At 36.7% G+C, this 15,083-nt stretch carries 15 protein-coding genes; 9 read left to right on the forward strand and 6 right to left on the reverse strand.

The features are described 5' to 3' along the window. Positions 1 to 2 precede the first annotated feature (2 nt). The gene (gene serS / locus EV200_RS14080) at positions 3 to 1,274 is read right to left on the reverse strand and encodes a serine--tRNA ligase (protein ID WP_132533692.1); all 1,272 of its coding nucleotides are present in this window, start codon (positions 1,272 to 1,274) and stop codon (positions 3 to 5) included. 100 nt (positions 1,275 to 1,374) lie between these two features. Between serS and rsmI the strand changes: the two genes are divergently transcribed. The 6 genes from rsmI to EV200_RS14110 all read left to right on the forward strand — a co-directional run bounded on the left by rsmI (position 1,375) and on the right by EV200_RS14110 (position 6,735). After that, on the forward strand, positions 1,375 to 2,085 hold the full coding sequence (rsmI, locus tag EV200_RS14085) for a 16S rRNA (cytidine(1402)-2'-O)-methyltransferase (RefSeq protein WP_132533694.1): 711 nt from the start codon (positions 1,375 to 1,377) through the stop codon (positions 2,083 to 2,085). A gap of 21 nt (positions 2,086 to 2,106) precedes the next feature. Then, positions 2,107 to 2,751 carry a PH domain-containing protein gene (locus tag EV200_RS14090; protein WP_132533696.1) on the forward strand — a complete coding sequence of 215 codons (645 nt, stop codon included), beginning with the start codon at positions 2,107 to 2,109 and terminating at the stop codon, positions 2,749 to 2,751. A 193-nt stretch (positions 2,752 to 2,944) separates the two neighbouring features. Continuing rightward, positions 2,945 to 4,561 carry an apolipoprotein N-acyltransferase gene (gene lnt / locus EV200_RS14095; protein WP_132533698.1) on the forward strand — a complete coding sequence of 539 codons (1,617 nt, stop codon included), beginning with the start codon at positions 2,945 to 2,947 and terminating at the stop codon, positions 4,559 to 4,561. A gap of 162 nt (positions 4,562 to 4,723) precedes the next feature. Next, positions 4,724 to 5,230, forward strand: coding sequence for a signal peptidase II (gene lspA, locus EV200_RS14100; protein ID WP_132533700.1), 507 nt, complete (start codon positions 4,724 to 4,726; stop codon positions 5,228 to 5,230). Positions 5,231 to 5,362: 132 nt separating this feature from the next. After that, complete coding sequence (locus EV200_RS14105) at positions 5,363 to 6,112, forward strand: M57 family metalloprotease (RefSeq protein ID WP_132533702.1); 750 nt, start codon at positions 5,363 to 5,365, stop codon at positions 6,110 to 6,112. A 206-nt stretch (positions 6,113 to 6,318) separates the two neighbouring features. Continuing rightward, positions 6,319 to 6,735, forward strand: coding sequence for an OsmC family protein (locus EV200_RS14110; protein WP_132533704.1), 417 nt, complete (start codon positions 6,319 to 6,321; stop codon positions 6,733 to 6,735). A gap of 101 nt (positions 6,736 to 6,836) precedes the next feature. Here EV200_RS14110 and EV200_RS14115 read toward each other — a convergent pair whose 3' ends face one another. Together EV200_RS14115 and EV200_RS14120 are read right to left on the reverse strand one after the other, a co-directional pair. Next, positions 6,837 to 8,477, reverse strand: coding sequence for an NAD+ synthase (locus EV200_RS14115; RefSeq protein WP_132533706.1), 1,641 nt, complete (start codon positions 8,475 to 8,477; stop codon positions 6,837 to 6,839). Positions 8,478 to 8,524: 47 nt separating this feature from the next. Further along, positions 8,525 to 9,214, reverse strand: coding sequence for a porin family protein (locus EV200_RS14120; RefSeq protein ID WP_132533708.1), 690 nt, complete (start codon positions 9,212 to 9,214; stop codon positions 8,525 to 8,527). Positions 9,215 to 9,239: 25 nt separating this feature from the next. Here EV200_RS14120 and gldB point away from each other — a divergent pair, with 25 nt between their 5' ends. After that, the gene (gldB, locus tag EV200_RS14125; RefSeq protein ID WP_132533710.1) at positions 9,240 to 10,274 is read left to right on the forward strand and encodes a gliding motility lipoprotein GldB; all 1,035 of its coding nucleotides are present in this window, start codon (positions 9,240 to 9,242) and stop codon (positions 10,272 to 10,274) included. 113 nt (positions 10,275 to 10,387) lie between these two features. Then, complete coding sequence (locus EV200_RS14130; RefSeq protein ID WP_132533712.1) at positions 10,388 to 11,158, forward strand: patatin-like phospholipase family protein; 771 nt, start codon at positions 10,388 to 10,390, stop codon at positions 11,156 to 11,158. A 65-nt stretch (positions 11,159 to 11,223) separates the two neighbouring features. Here EV200_RS14130 and EV200_RS14135 read toward each other — a convergent pair whose 3' ends face one another. Then, on the reverse strand, positions 11,224 to 11,940 hold the full coding sequence (locus tag EV200_RS14135) for a 2-phosphosulfolactate phosphatase (protein ID WP_132533714.1): 717 nt from the start codon (positions 11,938 to 11,940) through the stop codon (positions 11,224 to 11,226). Positions 11,941 to 12,018: 78 nt separating this feature from the next. After that, a complete protein-coding gene (gene gcvT, locus EV200_RS14140; RefSeq protein ID WP_132533716.1) occupies positions 12,019 to 13,098 on the reverse strand; it encodes a glycine cleavage system aminomethyltransferase GcvT in 1,080 nt (359 codons plus the stop codon). 172 nt (positions 13,099 to 13,270) lie between these two features. On the opposite strand from gcvT, the gene EV200_RS14145 reads away from it, so the two are divergent. Continuing rightward, positions 13,271 to 13,834 (forward strand): DUF4256 domain-containing protein, encoded by a 564-nt coding sequence (locus EV200_RS14145; RefSeq protein WP_132533719.1) that lies wholly within the window; start codon positions 13,271 to 13,273, stop codon positions 13,832 to 13,834. A gap of 25 nt (positions 13,835 to 13,859) precedes the next feature. On the opposite strand, the gene EV200_RS14150 is transcribed toward EV200_RS14145, so the two are convergent. Beyond that, positions 13,860 to 15,062, reverse strand: a complete 1,203-nt coding sequence (locus EV200_RS14150) for a glycosyltransferase family 4 protein (protein ID WP_132533721.1) — start codon at positions 15,060 to 15,062, stop codon at positions 13,860 to 13,862. Positions 15,063 to 15,083: the final 21 nt, after the last annotated feature.

Below are 15,083 nucleotides of genomic sequence, written 5' to 3' on the forward strand. Positions count from 1 at the left end.
GTTTAATCAATAAAATCAAAACCTGTATATTTCACTAATGCTTCCGGAATTTTAATCCCATTTTCAGTTTGATAATTTTCTAAAATTGATGCTACAATACGTGGCAAGGCTAAAGCACTTCCATTTAGTGTATGTACCAATTGCGTTTTACCTGTAGCGCCTTTAAAACGAATTTTTGAACGGTTACTTTGGAAAGTTTCGACATTTGAAACAGAAGAAACCTCTAACCATCTTCCTTGCGCTCCACTCCAGGCTTCCATATCATATGTCATGGCAGAACCAAAGCCCATATCACCACCACATAACAATAAAACACGATAGTGTAATCCTAGTTTTTGTAATAATGATTGAACATAAGTGCTCATATCTTCAAGGGTTTGATAAGATTGATCAGGATGTGTGATTTGCACCAACTCCACTTTATCAAACTGATGTAAACGATTTAAACCACGAACATGTGCGCCATACGAGCCAGCTTCTCTACGAAAGCAAGGCGTATAGGCTGTATTTTTAATGGGTAAATCTTCTTCTTTCAGGATTACGTCACGGTATAAATTGGTAACCGGAACTTCTGCAGTAGGAATCAGGTATAAATCATCCACAGTAGAGTGGTACATCTGTCCTTCCTTATCGGGCAACTGACCGGTGCCAAAACCAGACGCTGCATTTACCAAATGAGGCACCTGCACTTCGTTATACCCCGCTTCAATAGCCTGATCTAAAAAGAAATTAATTAATGCCCTTTGTAATCTTGCACCTTTGCCCTTATATACCGGAAAGCCAGCACCTGTAATTTTTACACCTAATTCAAAATCAATGATATCGTATTTAGCTGCAAGCTCCCAGTGCGGCAAAGCCTGAGCAGGTAATTCAGCTGGCTCGCCAAAAGTATAAACGGTTTTATTTTCTTCTGGTGTAGTACCCTCCGGTACCATATCATGTGGTAAATTTGGTAACTGAACCAGTAAGTTAAACTGAGCTGTTTCCAGTTCGGCTAACTTATCACCCATGTTTTTTATATTTTCTTTATGAGATGCCGTTTGTGCTTTAATTGCCTCTGCTTCTTCTTTTTTACCAGTACGCATTAAATCACCAATTTGCTTGGCTGCTGCATTTGCCTCTGCGGAAATTGCATCTAGGGAAGTCTGAGTGGAACGACGCTCTTCATCAATTTTGATGATTTCATCTACCAACTCTGGTTGTTTAAAGTTACGTACACTTAAACGATCTAAAACTTTCTCTCTATTTTCGCGGATATAATTAACTTGCAGCATTATTTTATTTTTTTCACAAAGATAGAAAGAGTTTTCAGTTTTCAGTTTGCAGTTTTCAATCATGCACATCTTGATACTTAATTCTTGATACATTTAGACTATGGATGGCAAACTTTTCCTCGTACCTACACCAATTGGGAATTTAGAAGACATGACTTTTAGAGCCATACGGATTTTAAAGGAATGTGATTTAATCCTGGCGGAGGATACCCGTACCAGCGCACCAATGCTTAAACACTTTGGCATTGATAAACGCGTTTTCTCTCATCACCAGCACAACGAACATAAGGCAACTTCGGAAATTATTAAATTCTTAAATGAAGGGCAAAAAATTGCTTTAATCTCTGATGCGGGTACGCCTGCCATTTCTGATCCTGGGTTTTTCTTAGTTCGTGAAGCGATTAAAAATGATATTGCAGTAGAATGCCTGCCGGGTGCCACCGCTTTTGTACCTGCACTCGTTAACTCTGGATTACCAGCTGATGCCTTTACCTTTGAAGGATTTCTTCCGGTTAAAAAAGGACGCCAAACGAAGTTTAAAAAACTGGCAGAAGAGGAACGTACCATTATCCTTTATGAAAGTCCGCATCGTTTACTGAAAACGCTGGAAGAATTTGCACAGTATTTGGGTGAAGATAGACAGGCATCGGTAAGCCGCGAATTAACTAAAATGTTTGAAGAGACCGTTCGAGGCACATTAGTAGAAATAAAATCACATTTTGAAAACAATACTTTAAAGGGAGAATTTGTAATTTGCATAGCAGGAAAACCTGTAACAAAAAGTAAGAACAAATATGAAGATGCTGAATAGCATGGCAAACTTATACAATATATGAATAGCATAGATAGATTCCTTAGTGACGAACAAGATCCTAAGACTGTAGAAAAAGTTATTGGAAAATTAAATGACCTTTTAACCACGGGTGAAGAACTGTTGTACCTGGCAGTACAGAAAAAACCAGCCGTTAACTTGCTTCCAGATAGCATTGCCATTTCAAATAAAAGAATTTTTTATTGCGAACCGGGCAACTTGGGTTTGACCATGAATTTTAAAGATATTTCCTGGAAAAGCATTAAGGAGGTATCATTTAAAGAAGAACTTTTTGGTTCGAAATTTATCTGTGTTCCGCAATATGGTGAGAATATTGTAACGGAGTTTATACCAAAAATACAAGCAAGAAAATTACACCAGGCAGCCAATCAGCAATTAGAAGAATATAAAGAACTGTTACATCAGCAAAAGCTGGAAGAAAATCGTGCTACGGCATCAGCAATAAACATGAGCGCACAGCCAGTCGCAGAATTACCAATCGAAGAACCTAAAACTCCTGAATTCATTCAGATTGCTGAAGTGGTGGAAGAGCCAGAAGATGAAACGACTTTGAAGTTACGTAAACTGAAAACCTTGTATGACAAACACTTGATCACACAGGAAGAATACGAAACCAAAAAAGCCAATATTTTAGAAAGCTTGTAGATATAAGTGTTATGTCGAGTTATTTGAACGCTTCGTATTCTTCAATAAGCTACTATTGACGTTTTTATTTTCCTTCATTCAAAAATAGACTTTCATCAACTGAAGCAATCTCATTCGTTCAAGCAAAAGAGATTGCTTCGTACCTTGCAATGACGAGTGCATAATGCTCCAGGACGACAAATCACCTTAAAAGATGAACCCCAGACAAACTTACCTCCTTGCCTTAATAAGTGCATTTTTGCTTTGGCTAGCCTGGCCACCCATTCCCTTTACAACCCCATTGTTATTAGTTGCATGGGTTCCTTTATTAATAGCAATTGATGAGATCGCTAAGGATAATCTGAAGAAGCAAGGTAAACGCATTTTTTTAACGGCTGGTTTAACGTTTTTGGCATGGAATTCTGCATCAATTTATTGGGTATATAATGCCATCAGTGCTTATAACGGCGCAATTGTGGCCATTCCGGTATCATTAATTCCATTTGGTTTAGGTGCGCTCCTCATGACCTTTGCCTTTTGGTTATATTATCGCTTGGGTAAATATGTAAACAAAAAGATTGCCTACCTGGGACTAATTTCCTTTTACATCGCACTGGAGTATTTACAACAAACTTGGGATTTAGCTTTCCCCTGGATGACACTTGGCAACGGATTAGCTGGAATGCACCAATTGGCACAATGGTATGATTACACAGGTATTTATGGTGGTTCACTTTGGATTATAACGAGTAATATCCTTGCTTTTGAAGCGTACAAGAAACTAAAATCAGCGTCAGGATATTTAAGATTCAGACCCGCTCTTATCTGGGCACTTGTGGTTATTATTCCTGTTTCCATATCGCTAACAAAATATTATACAGCAACAGAAAAAGGCACCCCCAGTAATGTGGTGGTGGTGCAACCCAATATTGATCCTTATTTAAAGCTTAGTTCAATTCCTCCCGCAGCGCAAATTAAAATCCTTACTCAATTATCAGATTCGATTGCACAACCCAATACGGAATATTTTATCTGGCCAGAAACGGCAATTCCTAATTATGCGGATGAAGATCATATTCGAAGCAGCGAAGATTTTATCACGCTGCAAAACTTTTTAAGCAAATACAAGAATGGTACGCTAATTACAGGAATAGAAAGTATTAAAGTTTATGCCACAAAAAAGACGATCACATCGAAATATGATGAGCGTCAAGGCGTATATTTTGATAATTTCAATACAGCCATGCAGGTAGAAAACTCAGCAAATGTTCAGTTTTATCATAAATCGAAATTGGTTCCCGGTGTAGAGAAAATGCCTTTTCCGAAATTATTTTCATTCCTTGACGGTGTTTTTGCCCAATTAGGTGGAACAGTTGGCGGCTGGGGTTGGCAAGAAAAACCTAGTGTATTGTATGCACAGAGTGGAATTGGCGCAGCACCTGTAGTGTGTTATGAAAGTTTGTGGGGTGATTGGGTTGGACAACAGGTTAAGGATGGGGCTCAGTTTATTGCGATCATCACTAATGATGGTTGGTGGGGCAATACTTCCGGAAAAGACCAACATGCCATGTATGCCAAACTTCGGGCTATTGAAACACACCGTGATATTGCAAGATCTGCCAACACCGGGATTTCCTGTTTTATTAATCAACGAGGCGATGTAACCCAAAGCACTAAATGGTGGACAAGAACGGCGTTAAAAGGCGACATCAATCTAAATGATGAAATTACATTCTATGTAAAAAGTGGTGATATCATCGCAAAAATTTTAAGCTTTCTCGCGATTTTGTTGGTATTAATTATACCTTATAAAAAATGGGTGAAAAAATAAGAGTCCTTTTTATGGTAGTTTTATGGGTACACTGTTTAAGTATAAAGCACGAATATATTTGGATAGCTTAAATAGAATGAGGCCTAAAAAATTAATCCAGAGATAAATAAAGAATTGGTTATTCCACCGATGCAAATAACTAATGATTCTTATTAAAAACATATGCAGTACCATAAAAACTTTACCAGATTTTTCCTTATCATTTTCTTAATCTTAAATATCGCAATAGATCAGATTTCAAAGTTTGTTGTAAGATTAGAGATTTCTGATTACGAGCACATTGCCATAATTAAAAATTTCTTTACCCTTACAAGAGTTGAAAATAGTGGTGCCTTTTTAAGTTTAGGTGATAACATGCCCTATATTTTCAGGCTAATTATTTTAACAGGCTTGCCTCTTTTATTTCTAGGTTATGGCTTGTACTACCTATTTTCAAAACCTAACCTGCCTGGTAGCATGCAAATTGCATTATGTTTTTTAATTGGTGGTGGTATTGGCAATTTATATGATCGGATTGTACATGGATCAGTAACTGATTTTATGCACTTAGATTTTCATATTTTTCAAACAGGCGTATTTAATTTCGCCGATATTTCCATCATGATTGGTGTAGGGATTTTACTTTTCCTATCCATTATTGGAAATGTTATCAAAAAGAAAACTGAATAGTTTAGGAATTTTTATCGCCTGGCTTTAATACATCAAAATTATTGATGTAGAATTAAAATATACATATTTGTATATTTTATACTATATTTACTATAGTAATATAAGCCATTACGATCAACTAAAAACTAAACTATGAAAAATCTAATCAAAAACGCCGCATTAGTCGCGTTACTCTCCATTTTCATTATTTCCTGTTCAAAAAAGAATGAAATGCCACAGGATACACAAACTGAAACCACCCAACAGAATAAGGTTTTATCTTACATTAAAAACCTTGGATTTTCGGATGCCCAAATTGTTGACAAGGGTAGTAATTATGTTGTAGACGGAGATATTGTATTCAGCAAAACCATGGAAGTTCCTGCAGATAACGGAAAATCTATAACAGAGCAGTATTATAACGGTTATATTGTAACCAACAGTAGGAATATACGCGTCAAAATCGATCCATCAATAACCAGCATGACCAGTGAGATAAACGGTGCAATTAATCAATGGAATACGGTACCTAACTCTAGACTCAGATTTGTAATTACCACAGGTACCGTTTATGATATTCTGATTAAAGTGGATAATACCATTGGAAGCTCAACCTGCGGACAGGCTTATCTGTCAACATCTAATGGTCTGGCAGGCAATACGGTTTGGATTAATCAGGCACTGATTCAAAACAATTCAGCTGCACAACGTCAAAGAACAATTGCACATGAATTTGGGCACACCATTTCATTTAAGCATACCAACCAATCTACAACCACTAACGTACCTGGCGTTGGCGGAACAGATGCTCAATCCCTAATGAATGGCGGACAATGTGGAAGTGGTGCCACTGTTTTATCAACAAAAGATAAACAAGCTACAGCCGCATTATACCCATTATAAATAAAAATCAAATAAGTAACCAAAAGATCGTAATGTCATGGAAGCTGTTTCTTAGAGACAGCTTCTTTTTTGTAAGAAATCTTATCTATTCAGGATTTGAAATTGAATTAACTTCAGGTTTTCTTAACATAGAATAGTCGCCATTATACAAACATATATTTATATTTAGGTATTAAATAATCTTTAAATAACCAAAAAAAACAATCATGAAAAGAAATGCAACAGCCGTATGGCAAGGTTCTATAAAAGAAGGTGCTGGTAACATTACCACACAAAGTACCACGCTAAATAATACGCAATATTCATTTAATTCACGCTTCGCTGAAGGTGTTGGTACTAATCCTGAAGAATTAATCGCTGCTGCACACGCAGGTTGTTTCACCATGAAATTATCAGCCAATCTGGGTGAAGCTGGATTTACAGCAGATAAGCTGGAAACCAAATGCGAAATCAATTTAGATCCTTCAAAAGGTGAAATTGTTGAATCTCACCTTACTCTAACCGCAACTGTTCCAGGTTTATCTCAGGAAAAATTTGATGAATTGGTTGCCGACGCAGAGAAAAACTGCCCGATATCAAAGTTGCTTAATACTTCAATTAAAGTTGATGCGACTTTGGCTTAAATTCCTATAAACTTTGACAACTTTAATGAGCATCGTGCTTACATGTTGTCAAAGTTTATTCATTATATTACTACAAAACCCTCATAGCTATAGGTTTTATATTACGCCATATATTTTCCAACTATTGGCATTCTTCTGCCCATTCCAAATGCTTTTGGCGAAACCCTTAAAATTGGTGGCGTTTGGTAGCGTTTAAATTCCGCTATATTAACCATCTTTAAGATTCGTTGAACTAAAGCCTCATCAAAACCCTTTGCGATGATAGACTTCGAGCCTTGTTTCTCTTCAATGTGGTGATATAAAATTTTATCCAAGACATCATATTCTGGCAATGAATCTGAATCTTTTTGATCTGGTCTGAGTTCTGCTGATGGTGGCTTAACAATAGTATTCACCGGGATTAATTCTCTTTCGTTATTGATGTATTTCGCCAGTTCAAAAACCTGAGTTTTATAAACATCACCAATTACCCCTATTGCACCGCACATATCGCCATATAAGGTACCATAACCCACCGCACATTCGCTTTTGTTGGAGGTATTAAGCAAAATATAACCAAACTTATTACTCATTGCCATTACAATGGTACCACGGGTTCTGGCCTGGATATTTTCTTCCGTCAGATTAAAAGGCAAACCATTAAATGCTTGTGCTAAAACAGAATCAAATGCACTTGCTACCGCTGCAATTGGGATAATTTCATGCATACAACCAAAGTTATTCACCAAATCAATTGCATCCTGAACGGAGTGATCAGAAGAGAATTTGGATGGCATTAAAACAGCCATTACGTTTTCTGCTCCCAAAGCGCGGCAGGCCAGCGCACAAACTACGGCAGAGTCAATTCCACCAGATAAGCCCAGAACAGCCTTAGTAAAACCGGATTTTTTGAAATAATCCTGAATACCGAGTACCAACGCATCATGAATTTGCTCAATATCAGTTAAGCGTTCGGGTTGTGGATATTTATTGCGAACGTTTTCAATTTCTTCCAGATCAAAAACCTGAAGATCTTCTTCAAAGTATTTCATTTCTGCCTTCATCGCACCATCTGCATCAAAAACAAGTGAGCCTCCGTCGAAAATAATTTCTGTTTGTGCGCCCACCTGATTGACGTAAAAAACAGGAAGGTGATATTTTTTCGCATTATCAGACAGTACTTTTATGCGCTCATCATCATGGGTATATGAAAAAGGAGATGCAGCAATGTTAATCATTACATCAGGTTCTTCTTTAATCAACTCATCCATGGGATTTGAAACATAAAGTGGATTATCATTGATGTTCCAAAGGTCTTCACAAATGGTTAAGGCAATTTTCTTTCCCTTAAATTCAATACAGCTAAATGTTCTTGACGGTTCAAAATATCGGTACTCATCAAAAATATCATAAGTAGGTAGCAATGCTTTTTTTGCAATTGCTTTAATCTCTCCATTTTCGATAAAATAGGCGGCATTATATAAATCCTTCCCCTGTAAAACTTGATTTTTAACAGGTAAGCCAACAATACAGGCAATCTTTGTACAATGTGTAGCAATTTCTAATGCCGCTGCCTCGCAGAAGGATATAAACTCTTCAAATTCTAAAAAGTCTCTTGGTGGATAACCACAAATGGCAAGTTCTGCAAATACAACAAGATCAGCTCCTTTATCTTCTGCCAGTTTAATATGATCTATGATTTTCTGCGTATTTGCCTCGAAGTTTCCAATGTGATAATTAAGTTGAGCTAATGCTATTTTCATGTTTGTTGAGTCAGGTAGCGAGTGTTAGATAAAAAACAAGCTATAAATTAAAAGAATACACCGAAATTTAGTGCCAAATAATGATTTCTTACATCACGGTTTTTATCAGTAGTGATATTAGTGAAACCATTATTAAAGGTTAAACCAGCAACAAAACTCGTATTTGCTGAAATATCAAACTCACCGCCGCCACCAATGATCAATCCTGCACGATAAAATTTAGTATAATCTGAAATTTTAACGTTATCTAATTGAGCAGTGCTACTTACAGCATCTTGTTTAGCACTAAGCAAAAATGAATTTGACAGACCAAACTGTCCATAATATCTTCTGCCGTTATCTTTTACCGTTTTCAGTTTAATAGTTAATGGCAACTCAAGGTATTGAACTTTATATTTTAAATCATATGCCACAGGGATACTTTTATTGGCAGCCAGATCAAGGCTTTTAATATATGTAGGATCAACCTCTGTACTTTTTCCATTCATGGTGGTGATGGTTAGCGCCGTTGAAAAACTGTAATTAGGTGCGAAGTTAAAATCTCCCATCAACCCATAAGAGAAACCTAAAGCTATCCCATCGCTTTTGCCTTGTTCGGGTTTAACCCAGCCAATGGTTGGTGATGCCGTTAAACCTAACCGGAAGCCATAACTTGTAAGTTGTGGAAGTTTTGGGATTTGTGCAAAGGCACTAAAACTGAAAAGAGATAAAATTAAAATCGTTGATATTTTTTTCATACTGATGTGTTTATATTTGTTGAACATGATTGATAACGTAAAACACAGACAAATTTATCTAATTTTTCTCTTTGCTATCGCATTTATTTCTTGCAAACAAGATAACAGACCAGATGTGAGCCATATAAATCTGGATATTAAAATTGATCGTTTCGATAAGTCATTGTATGCTAATAAATCTAAAAATCCGTCAGAAGTTGATAGGCAGATGGCTAAAAATTATGGCTTTTTTTATGATGATTATATTCACCGAATGATTGGCTCTCCTGAATATAGCAATGATCAGGTACTAAACACTTTATTTAAAGATCAGGCTTATACAGATTTAACTAAAGATGTGGACAGCATTTTCCCTAATCTGAAATTACAGGAAGCTGGTTTAACAGAAACATTTAAATACATTAAATATTATTATCCGAAGGCTAAAATCCCTAAATTCATCTCATTTGTATCAGGTTTTGCCTATCAAATGCCAGTAGGCGATAATTATCTCGGAATTGGTTTAGATATGTTTTTAGGGAAAGACAGTAAATTTTACAAAGCTATTGTTCAGAGTGTTCCACTATATCTGTCAAGACGTTTTACGCCTGAATATATTGTACCCCGTGTTGCTGAAACCTATGCACATGAAGAACTGTTTGTGGAGCCGGATGAAAACCATACGCTGCTCTCAAAAATGATTTTCCAAGGAAAGATTCTCTATTTTCTTGATCAGGTTTTGCCAGAAAGCACCACTGATTCTATTAAAATTGGGTATAGCACCGAACAGCTGGAATGGGCCAAGCAGTTTGAAGGCGACATTTGGGCATATTTTTTGGAAAACAATTACCTTTATGAAACCGACTATCAGAAAATTCAGGTATTTTTATCTGAGGGGCCATTTACACCTGGCTTAGGGGAAAATAGAAATTCGGCACCAAAATTAGGCACCTGGACAGGCTGGCAGATTGTACGAAAATACATGGAGGAAAATCCAAACGTTACTTTACAACAATTAATGGCTGATCAGGATGCACAGAAAATTCTTAATCAGTCGAAATATAAACCTAAGCAGAAATAGCACGCTTAGTTGGTGAAACAATAAACATTTTAAATAAAGTTAGATGCTTTTCGCAACAATTATTCAATTTAGTCATCTAACCATCCATTGAGCCATTAATCTTAAACAATTTTATGAAAGTCGGCATCGTTTTATCAGGAGGAGGAATAAGAGGTATTGCTCATTTAGGCATTTTAAAAGCATTTAGCAATTTAGGCATTACTTTTAGCCACATCAGTGGTACCAGTGCGGGCGCCATTGCTGGTGCTTTTTTCGCTGCTGGAATAGATCCTGAAGAAGGACTAAGTATTTTTCTTAAAACAAAATTATGGCGATTTATTCGCCCTGCTGTTGGCTCACTAGGCCTGATTAATATTGAAAACACCTCTCTCATTCTGAAGGAATATTTTCCGGAAAATACGATTGAAACCCTTAAAATCCCTTTAACCATTGCTGCGGTAAATTTTAGCGAAGGCCGTCTGGTATATTTTACAAAAGGACCATTAATCAGGGCCATACAGGCATCGAGCTGTATTCCAGGTATTTTTAAACCCATTATGATTGATGGACAGATGTACGTTGATGGCGGAATTTTAAATAATTTCCCAGTTGAACCTTTAATGGAAGACTGTGATTTCATTATCGGTTCATCATGTAATCACCTCAAGCCGGTAGATAAAATTACTGGTATCACCAATTTAATGGGACGAGCCGGTATTATGTCTATAAACCATGATATGGAAAGAAAAGCAAAGTTTTGTAATGTACTTATTGAACCAAAAGGCCTTGGAGCCATTAGCACATTTGATATGAAACGTGCTGAAGATATTTACTGGTTGGCACATGAAGAAGCTTTAATTACGATCAAAAACAACCCGATAATTTCTCAGCTAATCACAAAATAAATTGGCCATCATTTATAAATGAAACAGCTCTATTAAAGTTAACCTGGTAGAGCTGTTTAATCTTTCTATGCATTTAAAGCGATTAGCTTTTCACCTACTAATACAGGGATTGCCTCACAAATATTCATTTGTAAACAGAAAACAACATCTTCTTCTATATTAAGCTGCGCCAGGCGATTGCTATGAGATGACTTGTGTAAGTATTTCCTTAAATCATCTTTTGCTAAAGCATACAAATCTTCAGCGGCTACACTAGAATCATCAAAGTGATTAAAATGCTGGCGGAGTTGACCTACCACCGCCCCAGCAAATAAAGTATCTTCTAGATTAAACTGATCCTTCCAGCCGGCACATAATAACAATACATTTTTATCCTGACTTTTTAAATAGGAACAAAGTGAATCCAGATTAAGGAATGAACCAATTACAACCTGATAGGCACGTTTTTGTGCCAGGTAAAGTGCTTTGGTTCCATTAGTTGTCGTCAATACAACCGTTTTGCCTCCCACTTTTTCTTTTGTATAAGAAAAAGGTGAGTTCCCGAAATCATAACCTGTTACCACTTCCCCATTCCGTTCTGCAGCTAGCAAATAACCTTTATCGGCATAAGTTAAACAATCTTCCACATTGGCTACCGGAATAATGGCTTCAGCACCATTGTTTATACCATAAGTTATAGATGATGTAGCCCTTAAAATATCAATCACCACTACGATACTTTCTTCTATATCGTATAAATCGATTAAGGCCGGTGTTAAACAAACTTCTATTTTTTTAGACATACTTTGAGATTTGAGTATTGAGATTTGCGACATGAGATTTAAGTATAGTTCTCAAATCTCACGTCTACTGTCTCAAATCTATTTATAAAAAGGAAATTTAACCACTTTAGCTTTGATAGGCGTATTGCGGATGTTAATGAAAATTTCTGTTCCTTCTTTTGAAAAATCTTTTGTAACGTAGCCCATGCCTATTGCCTTTTGCAAAGAAGGTGCTTGCGTTCCGGAAGTCACTTTACCAATAATATTTCCTTCAGCATCAGCTATTTCATAATCATGACGTGGAATACCACGGTCGATCATTTCAAAACCTACCAGTTTCTTTTGAATACCTGCCTCTTTCTGTGCTTGCAAAGCTTCAGAATTGGTAAAAGATTTAGAGAATTTAGTAATCCAACCCAAACCGGCTTCAATTGGCGAAGTGGTATCGTCAATATCATTTCCATATAAACAGAAACCCATTTCTAAACGCAAGGTATCACGAGCGCCCAAACCGATAGGTTTAATGTTCTGCGCTTTACCTGCCTCAAAAATAGCGTCCCAGATTTTGTCAGCATGTTCATTTTCAAAGTAAATTTCAAAACCACCAGCGCCTGTATAACCCGTTGCTGAGATCACTACATTATCAACACCTGCAAATGTTCCCTTAACGAAAGTATAATACTCCATTGATGCTAAATCTACATCAGTTAAAGTTTGTAATGCATCGGCAGCTTTTGGACCCTGAATGGCCAATAAAGATGTTTGATCAGATATATTATGCATTTCCACATCACGGGTATTAAACTGCTGAATCCAGTTCCAGTCTTTTTCTATATTTGATGCATTCACCACCAGCATATAGGTTTTTTCATCTATACGATAAACCAAAAGATCATCAACAATTCCACCATCTTGGTTTGGTAAACAAGAGTATTGAACTTTTCCATCATATAATTTTGAAGCATCATTACTAGTTACCCTTTGAATTAAATCTAAAGCATTTTCACCTTTTAAAATGAATTCACCCATATGGCTTACATCAAAAACACCAACCCCGTTACGCACAGTTGCATGTTCTGCATTAATGCCTTCGTAAGTAACAGGCATATTATAGCCTGCGAATGGAACCATTTTAGCGCCTAAAGCGATGTGTTTTTCTGTTAATGCCGTATTGTTCATGCGAATCTTTATTTGCCGCAAAAGTACTAAGAAAACAGCAATGTTTAATGTCTAATTTCGGAAGATACATAACTGTTTTCATACTGATGGTTACTCAAATATTAGTAAAATAGAAATCAAATTGCTGAAAATGTATATTCTTTCGTAAATTCAAAATAAATATAAACCTATTATGAGTACCGGAACAAAATTAACACCAGAGCGAGCAGTAGTACTAATCAACATACTGAAAAATCGTTTCACTGCAAACACGAAACGACATGCGGATTTGAACTGGGTTGATATAGAAACCAGGTTAAGTGCAAATCCACAAAAGCTATGGTCGCTCAATGAGATGGAAGAAACAGGCGGAGAACCAGATGTAGTTTTGTTCGATACCACCTCTGATGAATACCACTTTATGGATTGCTCACCTGAAAGTCCAAAAGGTCGCAGAAGCTTATGTTATGATCGTGAAGCACTGGATGCCAGAAAAGAGAACAAGCCACAGCACAATGTGGTTGATTTAGCCTCAGAAATGGGAATTGAGCTCCTATCAGAAGAACAATACCAATATTTACAGACACTAGGAAGGTTTGATGAGAAAACATCAAGCTGGATTAAAACGCCCGAAAAGATTAGGAAACTTGGTGGTGCACTTTTTGCTGATTTTCGATATGATACTGTTTTTGTTTACCACAATGGTGCACAATCTTATTATGCCGCCAGGGCATTTCGAGGCTTGCTAAAACTTTAATGATGATAAGAGATATATGAATACCTTAAGTACTGATCAACTCTTTATAAATTTCAATCATTTTAGATGAAATTAAATAAACACCATGATCAGTTTCTACCGTTTTACGGGCATTTTCACCAATCTCCATCCAACGTTTAGGGTTAATGATACATTGTAAAATAGAACGATAAAATTCATCCGCAGAATCTGCTATCAAAATATCATATCCATGTTTATAGTTTATACCTTCTGCTGCGATGGTGGTGGCAATAACACATTTTTTCATGGCCATGCCTTCAATAATTTTTACCCGCATTCCCGTTCCGGAAATTAGAGGTACAATCATAATGGCCTTCGAATTCATAAAATCTACGGCATCAAATACTTCACCTTCCACAATCAGGTTTTCTGAATCATATTCAAAGAAATGCCGCTGCATATTTTTGCCTGCAATATAAAAACGCAAATCCTTATTTAACTTTTCAATATCAGGCCAGATGTCATCCAGAAACCACTCCAGGCCTTCCTGATTTGGCCGCCAATCCATTGCGCCGAGATGAAATAATGTCGGAAAGCTAGTCTTGGTTTTATCTACCTTATACCTATCCAAATCAATGGCTACCGGAAAAACAGTCATGGGCACTTCACATCCAAACCTGAGAATACTCTGCCTATCGGGCTCACTGATGGCGAAAATTTGATGAAAGCGATTAATTTGATCCGTTTCATAAGCCTTTAATCGCTGCGCAAGAAAGGCGAGATATTTCCTACGCAATAAAAAAGTTTCAGAATGAGCTAAACGTTCCCACAAAGTAAACTCAATATTGTGTGCCCTATAAATGAGTTTGGCAGCGCTATTTGCTTTAACAATATCCAGATAGGGAACTACAAAAAGCCCTTCAAACTGAATGATATCGAAAACATTTTCACGAAGTATATTTTCGAGTTGACGACCAGCCTCATCACTATAAAACCTGGAAACGTTATAAGACTGATTGGTGAAAATATTGAAAAAGGCAGACCAAACATTTACATCTGTATCTAAATCAACTGTATGATGCTTGATCTTTTCAAAAACGGGATCGTAAATATCTTCAATATCAATCTTTCCTTTTGATGGATTCAAACTGAACAAGGTAATATCTGCACCAAGATGCAGTAGACCTTTCATGGTGTTATATACCACAATCGGATAACCACTATTTGGCGGAAAAGGAACCCGCTTAGTTATTAATAAGATCTTCACAATGCCGTGAAAATACTAAAT

Origin of the sequence: Pedobacter psychrotolerans, from assembly GCF_004340665.1 — a bacterium.
GTDB classification, from domain to species: Bacteria; Bacteroidota; Bacteroidia; order Sphingobacteriales; family Sphingobacteriaceae; genus Pedobacter; species Pedobacter psychrotolerans.

Bases quoted from the DNA above. Each gene is read 5' to 3' on its own strand.
- serS (WP_132533692.1), bottom strand. From the start codon at position 1,274: ATGCTGCAAGTTAATTATATCCGCGAAAATAGAGAGAAAGTTTTAGAT.
- rsmI (WP_132533694.1), top strand. From the start codon at position 1,375: ATGGATGGCAAACTTTTCCTCGTACCTACACCAATTGGGAATTTAGAA.
- EV200_RS14090 (WP_132533696.1), top strand. From the start codon at position 2,107: ATGAATAGCATAGATAGATTCCTTAGTGACGAACAAGATCCTAAGACT.
- lnt (WP_132533698.1), top strand. From the start codon at position 2,945: ATGAACCCCAGACAAACTTACCTCCTTGCCTTAATAAGTGCATTTTTG.
- lspA (WP_132533700.1), top strand. From the start codon at position 4,724: ATGCAGTACCATAAAAACTTTACCAGATTTTTCCTTATCATTTTCTTA.
- EV200_RS14105 (WP_132533702.1), top strand. From the start codon at position 5,363: ATGAAAAATCTAATCAAAAACGCCGCATTAGTCGCGTTACTCTCCATT.
- EV200_RS14110 (WP_132533704.1), top strand. From the start codon at position 6,319: ATGAAAAGAAATGCAACAGCCGTATGGCAAGGTTCTATAAAAGAAGGT.
- EV200_RS14115 (WP_132533706.1), bottom strand. From the start codon at position 8,477: ATGAAAATAGCATTAGCTCAACTTAATTATCACATTGGAAACTTCGAG.
- EV200_RS14120 (WP_132533708.1), bottom strand. From the start codon at position 9,214: ATGAAAAAAATATCAACGATTTTAATTTTATCTCTTTTCAGTTTTAGT.
- gldB (WP_132533710.1), top strand. From the start codon at position 9,240: ATGATTGATAACGTAAAACACAGACAAATTTATCTAATTTTTCTCTTT.
- EV200_RS14130 (WP_132533712.1), top strand. From the start codon at position 10,388: ATGAAAGTCGGCATCGTTTTATCAGGAGGAGGAATAAGAGGTATTGCT.
- EV200_RS14135 (WP_132533714.1), bottom strand. From the start codon at position 11,940: ATGTCTAAAAAAATAGAAGTTTGTTTAACACCGGCCTTAATCGATTTA.
- gcvT (WP_132533716.1), bottom strand. From the start codon at position 13,098: ATGAACAATACGGCATTAACAGAAAAACACATCGCTTTAGGCGCTAAA.
- EV200_RS14145 (WP_132533719.1), top strand. From the start codon at position 13,271: ATGAGTACCGGAACAAAATTAACACCAGAGCGAGCAGTAGTACTAATC.